Source organism: Flammeovirga sp. SJP92, from assembly GCF_001583495.1.
In the GTDB taxonomy this organism is placed as follows: Bacteria; Bacteroidota; Bacteroidia; order Cytophagales; family Flammeovirgaceae; genus Flammeovirga.
This window is the reverse complement of the sequence record NZ_LQAQ01000061.1, coordinates 506,831-528,307: the sequence shown is the minus strand read 5'-3', so window position 1 is coordinate 528,307 and position 21,477 is coordinate 506,831. Positions and strand designations below refer to the sequence as shown.

The 21,477-nt window shown below is 33.6% G+C and carries 18 protein-coding genes; 5 read left to right on the top strand and 13 right to left on the bottom strand.

Annotation, left to right across the window (positions count from 1 at the left end; all coding sequences use genetic code 11):
* Positions 1-61 precede the first annotated feature (61 nt).
* Positions 62-2,995, bottom strand: coding sequence for an FAD-binding and (Fe-S)-binding domain-containing protein (locus AVL50_RS14875; RefSeq protein ID WP_062617271.1), 2,934 nt, complete (start codon positions 2,993-2,995; stop codon positions 62-64).
* A 362-nt stretch (positions 2,996-3,357) separates the two neighbouring features.
* Between AVL50_RS14875 and AVL50_RS14870 the strand changes: the two genes are divergently transcribed.
* The gene (locus AVL50_RS14870; protein ID WP_157491338.1) at positions 3,358-3,909 is read left to right on the top strand and encodes a hypothetical protein; all 552 of its coding nucleotides are present in this window, start codon (positions 3,358-3,360) and stop codon (positions 3,907-3,909) included.
* 25 nt (positions 3,910-3,934) lie between these two features.
* On the opposite strand, the gene AVL50_RS14865 is transcribed toward AVL50_RS14870, so the two are convergent.
* Positions 3,935-4,879 carry a hydrogen peroxide-inducible genes activator gene (locus AVL50_RS14865; RefSeq protein WP_062617269.1) on the bottom strand — a complete coding sequence of 315 codons (945 nt, stop codon included), beginning with the start codon at positions 4,877-4,879 and terminating at the stop codon, positions 3,935-3,937.
* A gap of 298 nt (positions 4,880-5,177) precedes the next feature.
* Between AVL50_RS14865 and AVL50_RS14860 the strand changes: the two genes are divergently transcribed.
* The 3 genes from AVL50_RS14860 (at position 5,178) to AVL50_RS14850 (ending at position 7,164) form a co-directional block, all read left to right on the top strand.
* Positions 5,178-5,588 (top strand): 6-carboxytetrahydropterin synthase, encoded by a 411-nt coding sequence (locus tag AVL50_RS14860; protein ID WP_062617268.1) that lies wholly within the window; start codon positions 5,178-5,180, stop codon positions 5,586-5,588.
* The gene (gene folE, locus AVL50_RS14855) at positions 5,548-6,264 is read left to right on the top strand and encodes a GTP cyclohydrolase I FolE (protein WP_062617267.1); all 717 of its coding nucleotides are present in this window, start codon (positions 5,548-5,550) and stop codon (positions 6,262-6,264) included. Before AVL50_RS14860 ends, folE begins: the two co-directional genes overlap by 41 nt.
* A 357-nt stretch (positions 6,265-6,621) precedes the next feature.
* Positions 6,622-7,164, top strand: a complete 543-nt coding sequence (locus tag AVL50_RS14850) for a hypothetical protein (protein ID WP_062617266.1) — start codon at positions 6,622-6,624, stop codon at positions 7,162-7,164.
* Between the two features lie 100 nt (positions 7,165-7,264).
* On the opposite strand, the gene AVL50_RS14845 is transcribed toward AVL50_RS14850, so the two are convergent.
* From AVL50_RS14845 to AVL50_RS14825, 5 genes are all read right to left on the bottom strand, one after another.
* Positions 7,265-7,627: a T9SS type A sorting domain-containing protein gene (locus AVL50_RS14845; protein WP_082795832.1), complete on the bottom strand. Its 363-nt coding sequence runs from the start codon at positions 7,625-7,627 to the stop codon at positions 7,265-7,267.
* 97 nt (positions 7,628-7,724) lie between these two features.
* The gene (locus AVL50_RS14840) at positions 7,725-9,032 is read right to left on the bottom strand and encodes a hypothetical protein (protein WP_062617264.1); all 1,308 of its coding nucleotides are present in this window, start codon (positions 9,030-9,032) and stop codon (positions 7,725-7,727) included.
* Between the two features lie 205 nt (positions 9,033-9,237).
* Positions 9,238-9,933: a DNA repair protein RadC gene (radC, locus tag AVL50_RS14835; protein ID WP_062617263.1), complete on the bottom strand. Its 696-nt coding sequence runs from the start codon at positions 9,931-9,933 to the stop codon at positions 9,238-9,240.
* Positions 9,934-10,111: 178 nt separating this feature from the next.
* On the bottom strand, positions 10,112-10,726 hold the full coding sequence (locus AVL50_RS14830; RefSeq protein WP_062617262.1) for a hypothetical protein: 615 nt from the start codon (positions 10,724-10,726) through the stop codon (positions 10,112-10,114).
* A 1,385-nt stretch (positions 10,727-12,111) separates the two neighbouring features.
* Positions 12,112-12,726 (bottom strand): hypothetical protein, encoded by a 615-nt coding sequence (locus AVL50_RS14825; protein WP_062617261.1) that lies wholly within the window; start codon positions 12,724-12,726, stop codon positions 12,112-12,114.
* 1,599 nt (positions 12,727-14,325) lie between these two features.
* On the opposite strand from AVL50_RS14825, the gene ctlX reads away from it, so the two are divergent.
* On the top strand, positions 14,326-15,261 hold the full coding sequence (ctlX, locus tag AVL50_RS14820; RefSeq protein ID WP_062617260.1) for a citrulline utilization hydrolase CtlX: 936 nt from the start codon (positions 14,326-14,328) through the stop codon (positions 15,259-15,261).
* Here the strand turns inward: ctlX and AVL50_RS14815 are convergent.
* From AVL50_RS14815 to kdsB, 6 genes are all read right to left on the bottom strand, one after another.
* Complete coding sequence (locus AVL50_RS14815) at positions 15,235-16,509, bottom strand: hypothetical protein (RefSeq protein ID WP_062617259.1); 1,275 nt, start codon at positions 16,507-16,509, stop codon at positions 15,235-15,237. The two genes, ctlX and AVL50_RS14815, sit on opposite strands and share 27 nt — an antisense overlap.
* Positions 16,510-16,584: 75 nt before the next feature.
* Positions 16,585-17,544 (bottom strand): methylenetetrahydrofolate reductase [NAD(P)H], encoded by a 960-nt coding sequence (metF, locus tag AVL50_RS14810; RefSeq protein WP_062617258.1) that lies wholly within the window; start codon positions 17,542-17,544, stop codon positions 16,585-16,587.
* Positions 17,545-17,850: 306 nt separating this feature from the next.
* Complete coding sequence (locus tag AVL50_RS14800; RefSeq protein WP_062617256.1) at positions 17,851-18,552, bottom strand: hypothetical protein; 702 nt, start codon at positions 18,550-18,552, stop codon at positions 17,851-17,853.
* Positions 18,553-18,561: 9 nt separating this feature from the next.
* Positions 18,562-19,578 (bottom strand): transaldolase family protein, encoded by a 1,017-nt coding sequence (locus tag AVL50_RS14795; RefSeq protein WP_044205280.1) that lies wholly within the window; start codon positions 19,576-19,578, stop codon positions 18,562-18,564.
* Between the two features lie 55 nt (positions 19,579-19,633).
* Positions 19,634-20,464, bottom strand: a complete 831-nt coding sequence (gene kdsA, locus AVL50_RS14790; protein WP_044205283.1) for a 3-deoxy-8-phosphooctulonate synthase — start codon at positions 20,462-20,464, stop codon at positions 19,634-19,636.
* A 120-nt stretch (positions 20,465-20,584) separates the two neighbouring features.
* Positions 20,585-21,340 (bottom strand): 3-deoxy-manno-octulosonate cytidylyltransferase, encoded by a 756-nt coding sequence (gene kdsB, locus AVL50_RS14785; protein ID WP_062617255.1) that lies wholly within the window; start codon positions 21,338-21,340, stop codon positions 20,585-20,587.
* Between the last annotated feature and the right edge of the window lie 137 nt (positions 21,341-21,477).

The following is a 21,477-nucleotide window of genomic DNA, read 5'->3' as shown; positions in this document are numbered from 1 at the left end:
TTTTCAGTTTTTTATATAAAAAAAGGAAGAGGGTAAATAAACCGCTCTTCCTTTTGTAATACTATTTTAATGCATTCAGCAATATTTCTACGGGGTGCAATGCATCCCTCTCTGTTCCATCTTTAATCTGATGCCTACAGCTCGTACCTGCCGCCGCAATAATTACATTGTCATCGAGTTTTCTAATCGTAGGGAATAATACAAGTTCTCCTACATCCATAGATACTTTATAATGCTCTTTTTCATAACCAAATGAACCGGCCATACCACAACATCCAGATGGAATAATCTGAACTTTATAATTTTTAGGTAAACCTAGCATCTGCTTGCCTGTCACTTGTGTACCTGTTGCTTTTTGCTGACAGTGAGTATGTAATTTCACAAGCTTTTCTTCTTCAGTAAACTGATCTGAAGTGATTTTTCCAGCCTTGATTTCTCTAGCTATAAACTCATCAATCATCAACGCATTTTGAGCAAGGTTGGCCGCGTCTTCTTTCTGATGAGCATGTACTAAATCAGGATATTCATCACGGAAAGCCATAATTGTTGAAGGTTCAATGCCGATCAATGGAGTTTCTTCAGAAATATAAGTTTTCAACATATCCACGTTTTGACACGCAAGGTCTTTCGCTTCTTCAACAAAACCTTTAGAAAGGAATGTTCTACCACTTTCCACGTGAGGTTGCCATTCTACTTCATAACCTAGTTTCTCCAATAAGGTGATCGTTTTCAGACCAATTGGAGTGTCGTTATAATTGGTAAACTCATCACAGAAGATATATACTTTCCCTTTGCTGGCTTTCTTTGGAGTATATTTTTGCAACCAACTCTTAAAAGTATGTTTATGCACTTTTGGAATTGATCTTTCAGGAGCAAAACCAGCGATTGACTTGAAGATACTTCCTGTCAGTGGGTTGCTGACCATCCAGTTAAATAAACCTGGAGTTAGCATCGCCATTTGTGTCAAACGAGGGAAGTAAGCAATCATCCTTGCTCTCATTGGAGCACCATTCGCCTTGTAATATTGCTGTAAAAACTCTGCTTTTAGTTTTGCAATATCTACATTTGAAGGACATTCAGACTTACAACCTTTACATGATAGACAAAGATCCATCACTTCATAAATTTCTTTATGGTTGAAACGGTTGATAGTGTAAGGAGCTCTTAAGTATTCTCTTAAAATATTAGCTCTAGCACGAGTTGTGTTTTTCTCGTTTCTAGTGGCCATGTAAGAAGGACACATTGTTCCACCAGTCACTTCTGTTTTTCTACAAGCTCCAGCACCATTACAGAACTCAGCCGCTCTGATAATACCTTGAGAAGCACTGAAGTCTAATGTAGTTTTGATTTCAGGAGTTTCAATACCTGGCATGAAACGAAGACTCTCATCCATAGGAGGAGTATCCACAATTTTGTTCGGGTTGAAAATATTATCAGGGTCCCAAGATCTTTTTGTAGCTTCAATTAATTTGAAATTCTTTGAACCTACCATATATTCAATAAATTCACCTCTGAGACGGCCGTCACCGTGCTCGCCACTTAGTGAACCTCTATATTTCTTTACAAGTTTGGCAATTTCATCAGCAATCACCTTGAACATTTTGTTACCGTCCTGTGTTTTTAAGTCTAAAACAGGTCTAAGGTGCAATTCTCCAGATCCAGCATGTGCATAGTGTACACAGAATAAGTCATACTTCTTCAATATCTCATTGAATTCAGCGATGTAGGCAGGAAGGTCTTCAACATCTACAGCCGTATCTTCAATTACAGGTGCAGCTTTAGGGTCGCCAGGTACATTTGAAAGTAGTCCAAGACCTGCTTTACGCAAATTCCAAACTCTTTTTACGTCCTCACCTTCCACAAGTTTGAAGTAGTGTCCCATACCGGCTTCTTTGTAAGCATTTTCGAGAGCGGCTGCATCAGCACGCATCTCTTCAACGGTATCTCTAGCAATTTCGGTTACCAAAACTGCTACAGGGTCTCCCTCAAGGAAAAATCTGTTTTGACGGTGTTCGATACTGTTTTTTGTACAGTCTAGAATATATTTATCCATTAATTCAACCGCTGTAGGATTGAATTTCAGGGAAATAAGGTTTGCTTTTAACGATTCGTCAATTGAATCAAATTGAGCACACAACACACCTTTGTATTTAGGAGGTGTAGGGTTGCAGTGCATTTTGATTTCAGTAATGAAAATTAATGTCCCCTCAGAACCCGCAATCAGTTCACAGAAGTTAAACGGCTTACCTTCTGGATTGAAAGGCTGCATTCTTGCAAGCAAGTCAATGGCGTATCCTGTATTTCTTCTGGGAATAGAAGGTTTCGGAAATTCTTTGGCAATTTCAGCTCTAACTTCTTCAGGAAGAAGCATTTCTTTGATTTCCTTGTACAATCTGCCTTCAAGGTTGTCTTGTTGCGTTTTAGCTTCAAATTCCTCCGCTGTTACTTCTTTGAAAACGGCCTCAGAACCATCACTTAAAAAGCCTCTTACCTCAATCAAATGGTCTCTAGCAGATCCATATTGTACTGAGTTGGAACCACAAGAGTTATTGCCAACCATACCGCCAATCATGGCACGGTTAGCCGTAGAAGTCTCAGGACCAAAGAATAGGTCAAAATCTTTAAGGTGTTTATTCAACTCATCACGAATAACGCCCGGCTGTAATCTTACCCAACCCTCTTCTTTGTTAACTTCAAGAATTTTGGTGAAAGTTCTTGAAACATCAACGACAATACCATGTCCTACTACTTGTCCTGCTAATGAAGTTCCTGCAGTTCTAGGGATTAGGGATGTGTTGTTTTGGTTAGCAAATGTGATAAGAGTTTTGATGTCTTCTTCATCTCTTGGAAAAGCGACAGCTAGGGGCAGTTCACGGTATGCAGAAGCATCAGTGGCATACAGTGTTCTCATTACGTCGTCGTAATGTAATTCTCCTTTAAGTTGTTGACTTAAACGTTGAAGTAGTGCCTTTCCAATATTCACTTTTGCTGTCATAATCTAATATTTTGAAAGTTTGAAACACAAAATAGACTGCTAAAATCTATTTAACTAAAAGCTGTTAGTTCTTTCTTTTAATTTTTTAATCAAAATTGTTCAATTGAGCCAATAAGACAGTTCTATAAAATAATATTATTTTTGAACTAGTGCTTAAGTGCAAATATAATAGTCATTGATGAATTATGTTCAATAAAATAGATTTAGTATTTTGTAAAAGGAATAGGATATTTCCTATATTTGGCATTATTTTTTCATTTTTTAGTTTGTTAATAAAATTTTAAAAGAAACTCTATCGTTATTTAAACAGTATAATATTAATGAGTAGTAGGCTTTTTTTAATCTCAAGTTATAATTTTTGGATGAATTTGATACAAAACATATTTGCTAGCTTTTTGATGTTGTCCATTATTTGGATGGTTAGCCCTACTATGTCCTATGCTCAGTATTATGATGATTCTGAAATGCTTGAAGATCCATTGGTTAAACCTCAAATATGGAAACTACTCAAGGAACGTCCTCAAGACGAGTACTTGTGGGCAAGGTATTTTGGTAAAGATCTTTTTGATATTACACCTGAAGAATATCAGATGTATGAGGTATTGAAATCAGATTTGATGAATACCGATAAGAGTTATCAAGAGGAAATTGAAAAAGCAAAAATGGAGCGTCAAATGGCGCAACAGACTTTTTCTCAAAGTGATTATGATCAATGGACTAAAAATATCAGTGTGAATTTTGGTCAGATTGAAGTTTATTTTACTGAGCGTTTCTCAGCTATGGGAAGTGAATATGTTTCTTATTATGAACTTTATCCCAACGAGGACTACAACTTGACAAAATGGGTGGATGAACACGAAGCCCGTTTGAAAGAGTTAGAAGAGTTGAAAGCCATCAATGAAGGTAATTATTAATCACTTTCTACTCTTCTAAAACTATTTATCTCCACTCCACAACATGACCTCTTTCTCTGGTCAATAGTTGTTCTGGAACACTTTCTTTAATACTATCCGATAATACTTTTATCAAACCTGCTTTTGCGTAATTCCTTGCGTAGATTAAACTTACTTCACGCATTGGTCTTTCATCCACAAAAGTTCTGATTCTGTCTTTAGCATCTTCGGGCAATTCATCCACTGCCAATTCAGGCAAAAGCGTAAATCCACCTTCTTTATCTACCAGACGTATCAACGTTTCAAGAGATCCACTTTCATAAGAAATAGGAAGAGTGCTGTTCATTTTGTTCGTATTCTGATAAGAACAAAGGTTGATTACTTGATCTCTGAAACAGTGTCCTGCACTCAAAAGCCAAATATCCGGCGATGTAAGGTCTGCAATGTTTACCTCCAACTGTTGCTCAAACTTATAATCAGGGTTGGTATAAACCACAATATCTTCATAGAAAAGAGGCTCTTCGGTAATGCCGGGTTCATGAATTGGCGTGACTAGCAACCCCACATCAATAGTGTCGTTATTGAGCGACTTAATGATTTGTTCTGATTGAAGTTCTTTGATCTTTAGTTGCAGATGAGGGAATTTTCTTGAAATGGAACCTACAAAAAGTGGAATTAAATAGGGAGCTAATGTTGGAATAATACCAATTTTCAATTCTCCACTAATTTCACCTTTGTAGTCTAGAATTAAATCATTGACTTTTTGAGCTTCCTTCAAGACAATTTTCCCTTGTTCAATAATTTTTTTACCAACATCAGTTGGGATAATGGGTTGTTTTCCTCTGTCGAAAATGACAACGTCGAGTTGTTCTTCCAGCTTTTTAATCTGCATACTCAAAGTAGGTTGAGTGACAAAGCAAGCATCTGCCGCCGCTGAGAAACTCTGGTGCTGTTCAACCGCAATTATATATTCAAGTTGTGTAATTGTCATCTGTTTATTCTTTGTTCAAAAATACCAACTTCCTTTTAATTTGAAGTAAAGATTTTAAACTTTGATAAAACAAATAATTATTTTTTTAGTTAATAATTGCAGAACAAGAAAGAATAAAGGTGCATTTTTAGTTCGTTAAACTTTGTTTGAAATTGTTTAAACATAATATGTGATAATGAGTTTAAACTATTTTAGAATGTTTTTAGATAATAGCTTCATCTCTCGTAACTTTGTGAATTGAAATTTGATACGTATTTTTCATTCTGCAAACTTCTATTATGAAGCATTTTAGTTAAAGATGAAAGTAACAGTATCACGTAAAGCACATTTTAATGCGGCTCATAGATTACACAACGAACAACTCTCAGCTGAAGAAAACCGAAAGATGTTTGGCAAATGTAATAACCCGTATTATCATGGACATAATTATAATCTCATTGTAAAAGTCACAGGTGAGATTGATCCAATATCAGGATATGTAATTGATATGAAAATATTGAAAGACATTATTCAAGAACATGTATTGGATTACTTAGATCATAAAAATTTAAATGAAGAGGTGAAGGAGTTTTCTTCTTTAAATCCAACTGCAGAAAATATTTGTGTGGTAATCTGGAATATTCTCAGAGATCAGTTAGATGACAAATTTGCCTTAAAAATTATTTTGTATGAAACAGAACGGAATTTCGTGGAATACCCTTCAGCCTAAAGAAGTGGAGATTCATAACGATACTATAATAGATGAAATAGGTGATAACCACATTGGGACTTCTCATGACACTCCAATGAAGAAAGACGCTTTTGAGCTTTCGGATGAGGAAAAAATGAAGAAGATTTCTTCTCATTTCAGAGAAATTATGGATACGTTAGGTCTTGACCTTACGGACGATAGCCTCAGTGGTACGCCTGATAGAGTGGCAAAAATGTATGTCAAGGAGATTTTCAGTGGTTTAAATCCTAAGAATCGTCCTGATATCAAGCTGTTTGACAATAAGTACAAGTATGATGAGATGTTGATTGAGAAAAACATCCATTTTTACTCCAACTGTGAACATCACTTTGTGCCAATTATTGGTTTTGCACATGTAGCTTATATCTCTAATGGAAAAGTAATTGGTTTATCAAAAATCAATAGAATTGTACAGCACTATGCTAAAAGACCTCAAGTACAAGAGCGTTTGACCGTGCAGATTGCTGAAGATTTGAAGAAAACATTAGGCACTGAAGATGTGGCAGTATTGATTGATGCAAAACACTTATGTGTTTCTATGAGAGGTATTGAAGATACCTATAGTGCTACAGTCACTTCACACTTCAGCGGAAAGTTTAAAGAAGAAGCTACTCGTAAAGAGTTTTTGGAGCTTATTCCAAAGTCTTCTGAATAATATATACTGTAAATACAGCTATTACTTACCGAAATTACATTCGAGGTTGCTTTATTTTTAAGGCAACCTCTTTTGATTTACAGCTTTTCCTTTTTATTTTTAATTAAGTACTATACAAAAATGAATTGATAATTAATTCTTGAATATTTTTAGTGAGTACAACTTTAAAAAATGCATGAATAGTAGCTCTATTGATCGTTTTTAAAAGGTAGTAATTGCAAAATAACAGAGGAATTATTAATAAGTAATTTTGTCTTGGTACTTAAAACAAGCTTATATGTTTGTTAACCCAATTTACATTTTCAAAAGAAATGTAATGGATCAAGCTAATTACTTTTCAAAGCAAAAAATTATATAATGAGAAATAAACTACTCTTCATTTTTACCTTCTTATTCATTTCAAATTTTTCAAGTGCTCAGATACATTTTGGTATTGGTGGTGGCGGATCATCAGGGGTTGGAGACCTTTCCCCTTTTTCTAGTGCAGGTTTTGCCGCTTATATTGAGTTGAGTTATAATGTCAATGAAAAATTTGATGCTGTCTTAGCGGGGCATGTTAATGGCTTGGCCGCTATTCCTTTTGATGCATCTTTATCACAAGCTTGGTATCAAGTACCAATACTTTTAGAAGGAAGATATTTTATTCTTTCAAAAGAGGCTGAAACCACTTTTCATCCTTATGTGCAAGGAGGTTTGGGAGCTGTAAGGTCTTTTTATTTGAAATCAAATGGACCAAATAAAGATCCTGAGGTCATTGATAAGTTTTGGAAATTTGGAGCAAGGATAGGGGCAGGAACTCTGATATCTATCTTTAATGTTCAGCTGAACTATAACTACGGAGGAAGTTATGAAGGCAATACATTGAGTGTGATGGACCTGACACTCGGTATCCGTTTTTAAAAAATAAAGAAGCACACATTCCAAAATTAGAAATGTGTGCTTTAAATTTATGTTTATATCTTTTATTTGATGTATAACGTCAACGGTTTATGTTTGACTTTTATACTCCGAAATGGTTTATGACCATTTTTTTTGTGTATATGCTTTTTCCATTTTCCTCAATAATCAACATGTAAGTTCCGGTTGGCAATAAACTTACATCAAACGTTGATATTTGATGGTTAATAGAATTTTGATTATCAATAGTAGTTGTGAATCCACTTTCAAGATTCACAAGTTTGTACGTGACATCCGAAAACTCGTTATTTTTAAAGTCAATATGGAATTGAGTATTGGCCGGAATCGGATATACATGTATAGGTTCATTTTCTGACGTTACTTTATTGTTTATATCGCTTGCATTTGCAACAAGACCCATAAATAACATTACAGTAGAAAGTAAAATGTATTGTAAATTTTTCATAAGTAACAATCTTATTGTTCAGAAAACTAGAGAATTACTTAGATTAACGTGTGCAGAGAAAAAAGTTAATACTTGTTTCAACTTATTCACAAAACATTTATTTTTTCTCTTCCTCCACCAAAATTGCCTGACTATTTCTGATGTTTCCTTTACTATTGGTGGCGTGTATAATGACATTTCCAGAGTAAATCAGCATATTATTCATCTTCACTTTTAAGATATAAGCACCGGCAGGGTAGTGGTGGACATCAAAAAGTGCTTTATCTCCCTCAATTTTCGGTTTAATGTCCCAAATAGATTCATTTTCAGTGTGATGAAGCTTAATATCCAAGACGTCACTTTTTTGAGATTGGAAATCTATTTTGAGATAATAATTAGTGGGGTTAGGGTGTACCTTTTCAATTCCAAACTCTTCTTTGTCTAGATGATTTGCTAACAGGTGTCTGCACCATACAAATTCTTCTCCGTCTTGCTGTACCACTCTCAGACGATAATATGTATCTTTATCCTTCTCAAAGTTGTCGTCTTTCAATTCATAAGGATTTTCTGAAGAAGATTTTCCACTAGCGGTTACTCTGCCTAATTCTGTAAAATTTTCCCCGTCATTTGACTTATCTACAATAAAATGACTTGAATTTCTTTCGGTGGAGGTTTCCCAATACACAAAGGTTTTCTCATTTTCAACCTCAATATCAAAATAATCTACTATGGTCGGCAACTTTAAATGATAAGCAGTGATTTGATTGCAAAACATTTCATTTCCTTGACAGCCAGAACTTGTGATTTTACTTAAGTTGCCCAGTATATTATCCTTGTATTTATTTTTGACTACTAAATCACTCTGGATATGAATAACAGCATTATCCCCAATTTGTAATTGAGCATTTTTATCTAGAAAATGAATATTTAGATAAGTAGAAGAAACATGTCCATTGAGTGTTGTGATGTAATTATCTATCTTAATGAAAATTTCATGGGCATCAATACTTCCGATTTCCTTTAATAAGAATTCTCCACCTGTAGCGTTGACAATTGCTTTTTGGACTTTTAAAGCACCTTCTATTAATAATGAACTTTTAGAATTAATGCTGAGCGTATTCGTAATGAAAATACTTCCGTGGTTAGTGACTACAAACTCACTTTCGTTGGAAACATCAACAGCACCTACCACAAGCTTTTCAGCATCTAGATTAAAGTCAATAATGAAGGATTTGTTTTTTACCAATATAATGGTCTCCTCAGAAGGTACAATATTCGGTGACCAGTTATTGGGGTTTTCCCATTGTTCTATACTCGTATACCTTTCCAGTGCTGGTTTTATACTTGTATAACTATGATCTGGAGTGGTAGCAAAAGTAGTGTTGAGAATAAATAGAATGATCAATAGTGTTGATACGAATTTCATAATTCAGGTTTAGTTTAAAAAACTAATAGTTACTTTTTGTTGATTCAATATCAAAGTAGATACCTAGGCACCAAAGCGTAAGTAATTTGGCTTTAGTGCCTATATTAAAATAATCATTTTTTTGATCAAAAAGTTGATATGTTACTAGAACCTTATCAAAATGATATTGAAAATTAAAAATATGCAACTTCCTAAATGACTTCCGTCATAAGATTCCCTCATCAGCAAAGCTGAAATAGTTGTCATTCCCAAAAATGATATGATCCAGCAATGGGATTTCAAGAAATTGACCTCCTTCTTTGATTTTTTTTGTCATAGAAATGTCTGCCTGACTTGGTTTGACTTGCCCGGAAGGATGATTATGCACTATAATAATAGAACATCCTTGGTGTGATAAAGCTTTTTGAAAAATGATTTTAGGGTCAGCCACAGTGCCCGTCATTCCTCCCATACTCACCTTTTCTAGGTTTTTAATATGATTTGATCTGTTTAGTATAATCACCCACAATTCCTCATGATTGAGATCTAATAAATAAGGAGTGATGAAACTATAGATGTCTTTGGAACATGTGATTCTTGTCCTTTCTGCTTTTTTGGTCTCTTTTCTTCTTCTGCCAAGCTCTAAAGCAGCAATAATACTGATTGCTTTAGCATCTCCAATACCATTGATGCTCTTTAAATCTTTGACGGTGAATTGAGCCAGAGAATTTAAATCATTGTCTCCCTTGTTGAGTAGAAGTTGTGCCACCTCAATGGCAGATAGTTTTTTTGAGCCTGAACCAAGCAAAATAGCTATAAGCTCTGCATCTGTTAAACTATGTCTTCCTTTGAGTTGCAATTTTTCCCTTGGTCTGTCTTCTTCTGCTAAATGTTTAATAGTAAGCCTTTCTTCTTGAATCATTTTATAATAGTTAGCCCAGTGAATACGTACTAAGGACGCAATACAGATTGAAAAAATATTGTCTTAGTACCAAACTACTAATATAAAACAAAAGAGGTTATCATTTATATGATAACCTCTCCCAAGTATGAAATGAAATAAATTATTACTTATATTTTTATCTAAATTGATATCTTTATTAAAGTACAGAGAATGAATCTGAGTAAGATACTCCATCAATGATTAATTCAGCTGTATATGTACCTGTAGGTAATGTTGAAAGGTCAAAACGCTTTACGTTTTTCGCACCAGCTACAAACTTTGAATTGTAAACTGACTCACCATCGTTTGTATATAATTTGATTTTTACAAAACCTTCAACCTCTTTTCCTAAAATGATGTTTAGGTTTTCTTTTACTACAGAGATTTTGAACTTTTGGTTTGAAGAAGCTAATTGATAATTCATCATAACGGCTGTATTTGAAGGCGTTACAAAAAATTCTCTTACTAACAATTTATCTTCAAAGTTCATTTTGAATGTATATTTTCCTTCAGGTAAACTTTTGAAATTAATATCTTCTTTTACTTTTCCTGAAGCGATAACTCTTTTTGAAGTGTAAACTTTTCCTTCAGCGTCTTCAATAATGAAATTAACTTCTTGTCCTTCTAAGTTTTCGAAAATAATTGAAGCAGAAGTCCCATCTGCAGATGCTTTGAAGAAATATGAAATTCCGTTGAATGGGAAGTAATATTCTTTTGCAGATAAACTAAGGGAGACTAATAAGGTAGCAAATAAAATCGTGATCTTTTTCATAGTATTATTTATTTAATTTTTCGTTTTTTCTGTTTTGATTACATTACAAAGGTGTGTGATTATTTTCTTTTGTCAAAATCAAAATAGTCGAAATTAATTAAGTGTAATTATGTATTTTAATATTATAATATTTTGTATGGAGTACACTTATTTACTTTATAATCAATAAGTGTAACTTGATCCTGCTAGTTCATTAGGAGGATGATGCTTTCGTTGGAACTATGTTCGTAAAGTGTATCTGCGTACACTTAAAATGAAATGATTGAAATAAAAAATGTTAAAATTAATTGTTAATATTTGGTTCACATAAAAAGGATAAAATAGCTGTCAAAAAGCTAGTTTTTTGCTGTTAAATAGCTTGATTATCTGTTACTTAATCGTGAATAAAAGTAAATGAAGAGTTTGCCTTTTTACTCATTCTATAGGTAAGCGTATAATTAAAAAATAAGATATGGATAAACTTTTTAAGTACTAAGTCAAAAACGTATTAATAGTGGTTCTATTAATAAGTACTAGGGCAGAAGAAAAGGGATAATTTTAGGTTAATATTATTTATTCTAATCGAGGCAGATTTGCAGAGCATAGCCTTAGTTACGCGATAAAAATCTAACGAAGAGTAGGATAAAAAAGGTAAGATAAAATGTCTGTTTTCTTCTGTCCTAGTACTTACGTTTTTTGAAGGAAGTAATCGCAAAACAATAAATAGAATTAGTATTAGATAATTTTGAATTTGTACTTATAGTTAATGAAACAATGCTTCCTCTCTGACTTAATGATAAAACTCTTTCTAGTTATACATCTTTTTTCCTTCGTAAGAAAATGAGCTATCCAGCATATTTTGATGAGATTAAAATCTCCACGATTTATAACATTTCAAATGTATGACAAACCAAATTATTATCAAGTTACCATCTTCCTCATTTTGCTTTAACATAAAAAGGAAGGAAAGAAGCTAAGACCTGCAAGTCTAAAATTAAATTCTATTGCTTCAATGATTTTGAACTCACTTTAAGTGAAAAGTAATATTAATTTGGTTCACCCTATGAAGTTCTTTATACTTTTCCTTCAAGACTGAATGTAGTAGTATTATTAGCTTTTTAATCAGAGGCTTTTTGTTTCACTTTGTGTTAAGACAATTCTTAAGAAGAAGTGATTGTAGAATAAGGTGGGTTCGTTTAGATATTTATTGATAGTTGTCGATAATATTGTTCACAATTAAAGGTGTTGAAACATTCCATATTCTTGAATACAGCATGAAATTATAATTTTATAAAATATTACAAATAAAAAAAGAGGTTGTCACTGAATGACAACCTCTCCCAATAATGTATGAAATGAAATAAATTATTACTTATATTTTATAAACAATCTTAATGATATCTTTATTAAAGTACTGAGAATGAGTCAGAGTAAGATACTCCGTCAATGATTAACTCAGTAGTATATGTACCTGTAGGTAACTTAGAAAGGTCGAAACGTTTTACGTTTTGAGCACCTGCCATAAATTTAGAATTGTATACAGACTCTCCACCATCAGTGAACAATTTGATTCTTACAAAACCTTTTACCTCTTTACCTAAAATGATGTTTAAGTGATCTTCAACAACAGAAGTTCTGAACTTTTGGTTAGAAGAAGCAAGGTGGTAATTCATCATTACTGCATTTTTTGATTCAGTAACGTAAAAGTCTCTTACTAATAATTTGTCTTCGAAAATCATTTTAAAAGTATATTTTCCTTCTGGTAAACTTTTAAAGTTGATATTCTCTTTTACTTTTCCCGATGCAATTACTGTTTTATTGATATATGTTTTTCCAGCAGCATCTTTTACACTAAAATTAATTTCTTGCCCTTCTAGGTTTTCAAAGATTAATGAAGCAGAAGTTCCATTAGAAGAAGCTTTGAAGAAATATGAAATTCCGTTGAATGGTAAATAATATTCTTTAGCAGTTAAACTAAATGATACTAATAATGAAGCGAATAGAATTGTAAACTTTTTCATAGTATATATTTTTTTATTTTTTATTTCTGTTTTGATTACATCACAAAGGTGTGTGATTATTTTCTTTTGTCAAAATTAAAATGATCAAAATTAATTAAGTGTAAAAACTGTATTTTATATTATAAAGTTTTGTATAGATTACACTTATGACTTTTTTATCTATTAAGTGTAAGTTGATCCTTGAACATCATACGGGGTATGTTAATAAAGCAGTGACTTTGTTTGTAAAGTGTATTACGATACACTTAAAGGAGATTTTTTAAATTAATAAATGTTAAAATTATTTATTCATATTGTGTTTACATTGAAGTGACAACTTCTTCATTTTGAAGGGCTTTTTAATGTGAAGTTTTTTTAAGGAAGATAGATTACTGAAAGAAAGTGTTGGAACAGATGGGATGATAGCTAATGTAGCTCAGGAGTGAATCAGAATATTGATGAAATATGTAATAAGAAATTTGATGTGAATTAATTTCTTGTTTGAGCTTTAGTACATTGTAAACTCAATTATAGTCAACTTTCAATCGGCTTTTTTACAAGTAGGTCATAAATAGGTTGGAGTAACTTTAATTGATTGTTGGCGGAAGTTTAGTTATCAATTCAATTCATCTTTATCAAGGGTTATTTTGATCACTAAATCAGTAAAACAAAAAAGAGGTTGCCACTGAATGACAACCTCTCCCACAAAGTATGAAATGAAATGAATTATTACTTATATTTTTAACTCTTTAAACGAGTATTATTTCTTTCTTGAGTAATTCAAAAGTTTATTTCCTTTTGATTACATAACAAAGGTGCATGATTATTTTCTTTTGTCAAAATTAAAAACGTCGAAATTTAATAAGTGTAAATTGTAATTTTAAATATTATTAATTTTGTATTAGTTACACTTATTTAATTTTCATGTATTAAGTGTAAGTTGATCCTTGTGTTTAATAAGGTGTCTTACTCTGATTGTAAAAGTTTGTTTGTAAAGTGTTAGTACGTACACTTAAAAAATTATGACTAAATTAAAAATTGTTAAACATGTTTTTTTGATGATTAAGGTTACCTTTTTTAGATTTTTTCTGTGAATTTTAGCCGATTGTTCTTTTGAAAATAAAAAATGATAAAACAAAAAAGAGGTTGCCACTGAATGACAACCTCTCCCACAAAGTATGAAATGAAATGAATTATTACTTATATTTTTAACTCTTAATCGAGTATTATTTCTTTTTTGAGTAATTCAAAAGTTTATTTCCTTTTGATTACATTACAAATATGAGGTAATATTTTCTATTGTCAAAGTATATTTGCTTGAAATTTACTGTTGCGAAAATTCGCAAATCCTGTAATTTGTTTTGTATATGGAACACTTAATTAATTATTATATTGGGTATTTATGTCTGTACATGGATCATATTTTGACTTAACAGCGAATCACTGTGCATAAAGTAGTTAAGTGTTAGATATTACACTTCTTAGAATTTTTTTTCAAAAAACCGAAAAAAAGATAGAATTTTTATTTTTTAAAGCATTAAATCAGATTTTTGAGTAGTATTGCCACTGAAATTTGTTCATTTACAATCACACATACTAGTTTAAACATATATAATACAAATGAATAATTCCTCTCGACATATATTAATGGTAAGACCTGCGTCTTTTGGTTTCAATGAAGATACTGCGGTTGATAACGAATTTCAAGAAACAAACTTAGACTTTTCTAATTCAGATTATGTGGAAAGTGCGCTCAAAGAATTCGATCATTATGTGGCTACTTTAAGAGCAAATGACGTAGATGTCACGGTAATTGACGATACTCCAGAACCTAAAAAACCTGATAGTCAATTTCCTAATAACTGGTTTACAACGCACAGTGATGGAAATATATTTCTATATCCAATGCGCCCTTTAAATAGAAGGCCTGAGAAAAGAAAAGATATTATTGAGTTGCTGGAAATGTGTTTTCACGTTTCAAAAGTGACTGATTTATCAGAATACGAAGAAAAAGGGAAGTTTCTTGAAGGAACGGGTAGTATAATTTTCGATAGAGTTCATAAAATTGCATATGCATGTGTATCGGGTAGAACAGATCAGGATCTTTTTGAGCAACATGCTGCAACATTAGGCTATGAGGCTGTGACCTTTATTTCTGTTGATGAAAAAGATGTACCTATTTATCATACTAATGTGATGCTTTCAATAGCAAGTGATTTTGTTGTGATTTGTGGTGCTTCTATCAAAGATGCTGATGAAAAAGCAATGCTTTGGGAAAAGTTCAAGGCAACAGGCAAAGAGATTATAGATGTAAGTTATGCCCAATTGAAAGACTTTACTTGTAATGTATTGGAAGTGACTGATTTAAATGGTAATAAGAAAATTACCATGTCATCAAGAGCTTATCATTCTTTCACTCCCGAACAGATAGAAGTGATGGAGAAATATGTGAAAATCATTCATTCTCCAATAGAGACCATTGAAAATGTTTGTGGCGGAGGTACGAGGTGTATGATGGCAGAGATTTATTTAGATGAGAACATCCACATTTCCTAATCTCTTCTTGAAGAAAGCTTCAAGCTGAATGATCAAGATATAATATAAAAATACGCTTGCCCCAATTTTGTATCTGCTCAAGGATCCCAAATTGGGGCTTGCTATTGCTAAAAATGCTATAGTGCAGAGTGAGTACGCTAATAATAATCCTGTCATCAATAAATTAGATCTTGAGATTTTCGTCTTTCCTGTAATAAGGAGATAGACATTCATAAGCATCAGCAGTAATACAAGAAGGTTTTCTGAACTTATGATCACATCAAAAAGGTGTCTAGAAGTAAAATAATTGGGGTAGAGAAATGGAGTTAGCATTGCTTCTGGGGCGGAAAGTAGAATACCTTCCCAAGTATTACTCATTTTTTCTAAATGAATTGCATAAGTATCTTGTTCATTTAAACTCAGTTTCTGATAATTATCATAAATAGTTTGTGGAAATCTATCCAAATTGAAATGATATTCAAAATTGATCATAAATATTCCTCCAACAATGATCAATGAGAATAGTATCAGTATATACTTTTTGCTGAAACGTGTTTTTTTCTCCTTTAAATACATGAAAAATAGTAAGGGAACAAAGAAGAGTAGATACCCTCCGAAGTAATAAAACTTCAACTGTAACAGGCTGTAAAGCGAAAATAATAATGCTAGAATAGGAGCCAATTTAATTTTTCGAGTTATTAAATCTATTGATAAACCTAAGCTGAAATATAAAAAGGGGAGTGCTAATGCTTCTTTAATGACGCCGCTGCTCCAGAAAATGATTGTGGGGAAACATAAGTTGGCTATTAAAAAGCTAAAGGCAGTGGTGGGGTAGAGTTGCTTAACTCTTTTCAGTAAAAACCAGAAACCACAAAAACTGAAAAATGACATGTATAGTGACATTATCCAGTAATTTCCGAAACAAATAAGGCTTAAAATACTTCCAAGAATAGTGAAATAGACAGTGGAACTATTACTGAACATCAGTTGAGACTTGATTTCAGGTGGGTAGTAATAAGGTTTTGAAAACACAAAATCCAGATAACCGGAAAAGTTAGTTTTTGCAATTTCAGCTAATTTTACCGAATCAGCATGCAATATAAAAGTATCACCTCCTTTGAAATAAGTGGAATAAAGGTATCCAAGTAATAGACCCATTATTAGTTTGACCAATAGTGCACGGTCATAAATCAGAGGATACAATGAAGCGTTTTTTCTTCGGTGTAAAAAAATACCGATGATCAAAAGGAGGATGCTGAAAATACTCATAAAAAAATGCTGCAACATTTGAATTGTCTTCAAAATATTGCAGCAATATAATTACTTCAAACGAATAATCTAATCCTAGAAGATGGCCTCAGCGATATCTTTTACAGAAGTAGATCTACCCATCGAATAGAAATGCATACCTGGAACACCATATTCAATCAGTTCTTTTGACTGTTTGATACCCCATTCGATACCCAATTCCTTGATCTCTTTATTATTCTTACACTTTTTAGCTTCAGTCAATAATTCCTCAGGGAAATCTAACTTAAAGATACTCGGTAAAAGTGTCAATTGCTTTTGAGTAGTCAAAGGCTTAATTCCTGGAAGGATAGGCACTGTAATACCTGCCGCACGACATCTATCTACAAAATCAAAGTACTTTTGATTATCAAAGAACATTTGAGTTACGATGTAATCAGCACCTAATTCTACTTTCTTCTTTAAGAAGTCAATGTCTGAAGCCATGTTAGAAGCATCCATGTGCTTTTCAGGGTAACCTGCTACGCCAATGCTGAAACCACCTTTAAATCCTGCTTGATCAGCATATTTAAACTCACCTTCGTTCATTTTAGTGACATGTTCCACCAGCTCAGAAGCATAAGCATATCCTTCAGGATGTGGAGTGAAAGAAGCTTCACCTTTAACAGCGTCACCTCTTAATGCCAATATATTTTCAATTCCTAAGAAATTTAATTCAATAAGAATGTTTTCAGTTTCTTCTTTAGAAAAACCACCGCAAATGATATGAGGAACAGTATCTACTTTGTATTTGTGCATAATGGCAGCACAAACGGCAACTGTACCTGGTCTATGACGCTGGATTGATTTTTCAAATAAGCCGTTTGATAATTCTTTATAAACGTACTCCTCTCTGTGATAGGTAACATCCACAAATGCAGGGTTAAACTCCATTAGCGGGTCAATAGCATCAAATAATGATTGGATACTCTTACCTCTTACTGGGGGAAGTAGTTCAAAAGAAAATAATGTCTTTTTATCCTCGGCTGCTTGATTAAGACGATCTATAACTTTCAAAGGCTGTAATATTTAGTTTGTTCGAAACATAAGTACTTGATTACAATCGCTCAAATACATAAAACGTGATCGCAAAGTTATTTTCATCTGTAAGCTTTACCAAAAAGAAAGTGATAAATTTTCTTTTTTTTGATGACTTTTTTATAAAATCTTCAATAATACTCTTGAATGTCTGTGAAAATGAAAGAAAATTAAGAGGTGAAAGGGAAGAATCTTTTTGTGAAGCTGATTTTTCATTATAAAAAAACAATCCCTATTCATCTTTAGAAAAATAGGGATTGAATAAAAAGCTCTTATAAGTCAGCTTTAAAGAGGATTGTTTTCTATGAATTCACTGCCTTCATTCTTGAAGAATTTGGTAGGGATTTCATTTCTCAGTTTGATGTATTTCGCATAATCGCCTTCAAAATCAACTCTCTTATCGATAGTCTCATCAAAACGATCCAATAAGCATAATACAACTTCTGATACTTCTCTAACTGCATTGCTGTTACCTGCATTGCCAGTAATGTAATCAGCATAGCCATGCATACGGCAATATTCAGTGAAAAGCGGGCTTCCTTGTCTTCCGACCATAAAACGGGTACCTACTTCTCTCGCTAAAGAAATATCAAGGATATCATCAAAAGTGAAAAGGATTTCTTCTGCTTTTACGCCAGACATGCTGTCTACTAGCGGAAGTACTTTTACTTTGTCTTTGACTAAGTAACAAACAGCATCAAAATGTTCTCTTTTGGCCCATTTAAATGCAGCTTCGTTAAATTCTCCAGTTACAACTGCTGTGAAAGGGATTTCACCGTGCTCTAAGAAGTAGCCAAAACGAAGCATATTTACACCCATAGAGTCCACTTCACTAAATGGACTCGGCATTGCACCGCCTTTTACACCACCGTTAAAAACACCGTCCCAGTCAAAGATTAATCCTTTGACTTTTTTCAATTGCTCTAAAAGAGAAGAGGAGGCGGTTACAAACACGCCTCCTCCTTCTTCGAATAATTCTTCTCTCATGGTTAGAGATTAGTATTTTACGATATCTTGAACGTCTAATAAACCAATAGCTTTACCGTCAAGTGTCACTACTAATTCATCAACTTGCTTCTCTTTGATTAAGTTTGATGCAGCGAATAATAATTCGTGAGCATCGATAGAGATAGGAGCTGTTAATCCTAAATCACCAACTTTGATGCTTGAAACATCACCACCTTTTTCAGATACTAAACGACGTAAGTCACCGTCAGTGAAGATACCGATAGCAGCGCCGTTAGCGTCTACTACAGTAGCAGCACCAGTTTTGTTGTTTGTCATTACTACTAATGCCTCAGCGATTGTAGCGTCAGCAGTGATAGTAGGGTTGATGTCAGATAAAGCATCACCTACACGAACAGTCATTAAACGAGTATCGTTGATGAACTGATCAGTACCGATTTTTGTGAAGTGGTTCTCAGTTAATTGAGACATGATCTTCCAAGGTACAGTAATAGTGTGAACTCCGATGTCTACAGCGTCACGTACGTGTTGGATAGTACGAACTGAAGAGAACATGATTTTAGTATTGTAACCGTAGTAGTTTACAGCTTCAACACAATCTTTCACTAAAGATAAAGCATCATGACCTTGGTCTTGTAAACGACCAACTAGAGGACAAACATAAGTTGCTCCAGCTTGCATAGCCATATACGCTTGTTGTAAAGTGTATACAAGGTGAACGTTCACTTTGAAACCTTCTTTTACAAGCATGCTACAAGCTTTAAGACCTACTTTAGAAACAGGAATTTTGTAAACAGTAGTTTCACGGTCTAAACCTAACGCCTCTTGACGTTTTGCTTCAGCAACGATTTCTTCTGCAGTGTCACCTAATGCTTCGATTTGAAGAACAGGAACAATTTTCGACAACTCAACGATAGTACCGTCGATATCAGTGATACCGTGACGAGCCATGAACGTAGGAGTTGTAGTTAAACCAGTCATGAACGGAAGTTGTTCAAAAGACGATTTGATCTCATTGATCTCCGCAGAATCTAAATATAATTCCATACTAGTAAGTATATATTTTGTTTTTTTAAATCGGAAAAAATGTTGAAATAAGTTACTAGCGGTAGCTTACTTCGATATTGTGTAATTCAATTAGAGGTTTCATGAACTCTTCTAATTGATTTACATCTAATTGACTTGCCGCGTCACAAAGAGCTTCGTTAGGGCAAGGGTGAGTTTCGATAAATAAACCATCGATACCAGCCGCTACACCAGCTCTAGCCAATGTGCTTAAGTATTGACGAGCTCCACCTGTTGGATCTGCAGAAGGGATACCGTACTTACGGATAGAGTGTGTTACATCAAATACTACAGGGTATCCAGTTTGTCTCATTTCATAGAATGAACGAGGGTCAACAATCAAGTCATTGTAACCAAAAGAATAACCTCTTTCCGTTAAAATGATATTTTTGTTACCTGTAGATTCTACTTTTTGAGCAGGCTTGATCATGTTTTCAGGAGCTAAAAACTGACCGTGTTTGATATTTACCACTTTACCTGTTTCAGCAGAAGCAACCACAAGGTCAGTTTGCATACATAAGTAAGCTGGAATTTGAAGAATATCTAAAACCTCAGCAGCAGGTTTTACTTGGTCTGGATAATGAATATCTGATACAAGAGAGAAACCAAACTCATCTTTTACTTTTTGAAGGATTCTTAAACCTTCATCGATACCAGGACCTCTGTAGTAATCTACTGAAGATCTGTTATCTTTTTGGAAAGATGCTTTGTAGATCATCGGAATGTTCAAACGTTCCGTAACCTCTTTTAATTTCTCTGCGGTTTTCATCATGATACTCTCGTCCTCAATAACACAAGGACCAGAAATCAGGAATAACTCGTCGGCTCCACAGTTGATATCGCCAACTTTTACAATGTTTTTACTCATCTGTATATATTGCTTTTGTATTGGGTGTTGCCCTAACTTAACGGACTAATCTCCAACGATGCGCAATTTAATTTATTTTTAAATTAATGCCCAATGATAAACGTTAGCTATTTGTAAATTTTAAACTAACTTTTGCATGATTTGTCTTACACGCTCCAAATCTTCCTTAGTATCAACAGGAATGCTATCATGCTCTGTTATACCAACCTTGATTTTATAACCGTGCTCCACCCATCTTAGCTGTTCCAACGATTCTAATTTCTCTAAGTTTGTAGGCTCAAGAGAAGAGAATTTTGCTAATGCCTCTTTGGTATAGGCGTAAAGACCGATATGCTTATAAAAAGTGGTATGCTGCATCCACTCTTTAGGATCTACACCTCTTACGGTAGGAATTACCGCTCTACTGAAATATAATGCGTCTTTGTTGTGATCAAACGTTACAAAAACTTCACTGTTGTTGATCAGGTCTTCTTCATGAACAACCGGTAAAACCAAAGTGGCAAACTCCGTGTTTTCATCAAAGCTTTCCATCAGTTCAGTCAGTTGAACAGGTTCAAGTAGAGGTTCATCTCCTTGTATGTTCACTACAGCATCAAAGTTTTTACCTGTTTGCTGGTTGACGATTTCCAATGCTTCCAAACATCTTGAGGTACCATTAGAATGATCAACTGAAGTCATGACTACGTTTCCTCCAAAAGATTCAACTGCTTCAACAATACGAACATCATCAGTAGCGATATAAACATCATCCACCGTTTCAATAGCACGTTCATAAACATGTTGAATCATAGGTTTTCCACAAATATCAGCAAGTGGTTTCCCTTCCAATCTGGATGATCCGTAGCGAGCAGGAATAATTCCTAAAAACTTACGCATATTTAAATTATTGATTCTTATTCGATTAGAGTTGAAAAACCCTAAAAATGGGCACTTTAACTCTTAAGTGGCTACAAATGTAATATTTTTGTTTTTGTTGACACCAAATTATTAAGAAATGATAAATTAAAAGTTTT

Bases quoted from the DNA above. Each gene is read 5' to 3' on its own strand.
- AVL50_RS14875 (WP_062617271.1), bottom strand. From the start codon at position 2,995: ATGACAGCAAAAGTGAATATTGGAAAGGCACTACTTCAACGTTTAAGT.
- AVL50_RS14870 (WP_157491338.1), top strand. From the start codon at position 3,358: ATGAATTTGATACAAAACATATTTGCTAGCTTTTTGATGTTGTCCATT.
- AVL50_RS14865 (WP_062617269.1), bottom strand. From the start codon at position 4,879: ATGACAATTACACAACTTGAATATATAATTGCGGTTGAACAGCACCAG.
- AVL50_RS14860 (WP_062617268.1), top strand. From the start codon at position 5,178: ATGAAAGTAACAGTATCACGTAAAGCACATTTTAATGCGGCTCATAGA.
- folE (WP_062617267.1), top strand. From the start codon at position 5,548: ATGAAACAGAACGGAATTTCGTGGAATACCCTTCAGCCTAAAGAAGTG.
- AVL50_RS14850 (WP_062617266.1), top strand. From the start codon at position 6,622: ATGAGAAATAAACTACTCTTCATTTTTACCTTCTTATTCATTTCAAAT.
- AVL50_RS14845 (WP_082795832.1), bottom strand. From the start codon at position 7,627: ATGAAAAATTTACAATACATTTTACTTTCTACTGTAATGTTATTTATG.
- AVL50_RS14840 (WP_062617264.1), bottom strand. From the start codon at position 9,032: ATGAAATTCGTATCAACACTATTGATCATTCTATTTATTCTCAACACT.
- radC (WP_062617263.1), bottom strand. From the start codon at position 9,933: ATGATTCAAGAAGAAAGGCTTACTATTAAACATTTAGCAGAAGAAGAC.
- AVL50_RS14830 (WP_062617262.1), bottom strand. From the start codon at position 10,726: ATGAAAAAGATCACGATTTTATTTGCTACCTTATTAGTCTCCCTTAGT.
- AVL50_RS14825 (WP_062617261.1), bottom strand. From the start codon at position 12,726: ATGAAAAAGTTTACAATTCTATTCGCTTCATTATTAGTATCATTTAGT.
- ctlX (WP_062617260.1), top strand. From the start codon at position 14,326: ATGAATAATTCCTCTCGACATATATTAATGGTAAGACCTGCGTCTTTT.
- AVL50_RS14815 (WP_062617259.1), bottom strand. From the start codon at position 16,509: ATGAGTATTTTCAGCATCCTCCTTTTGATCATCGGTATTTTTTTACAC.
- AVL50_RS14800 (WP_062617256.1), bottom strand. From the start codon at position 18,552: ATGAGAGAAGAATTATTCGAAGAAGGAGGAGGCGTGTTTGTAACCGCC.
- AVL50_RS14795 (WP_044205280.1), bottom strand. From the start codon at position 19,578: ATGGAATTATATTTAGATTCTGCGGAGATCAATGAGATCAAATCGTCT.
- kdsA (WP_044205283.1), bottom strand. From the start codon at position 20,464: ATGAGTAAAAACATTGTAAAAGTTGGCGATATCAACTGTGGAGCCGAC.
- kdsB (WP_062617255.1), bottom strand. From the start codon at position 21,340: ATGCGTAAGTTTTTAGGAATTATTCCTGCTCGCTACGGATCATCCAGA.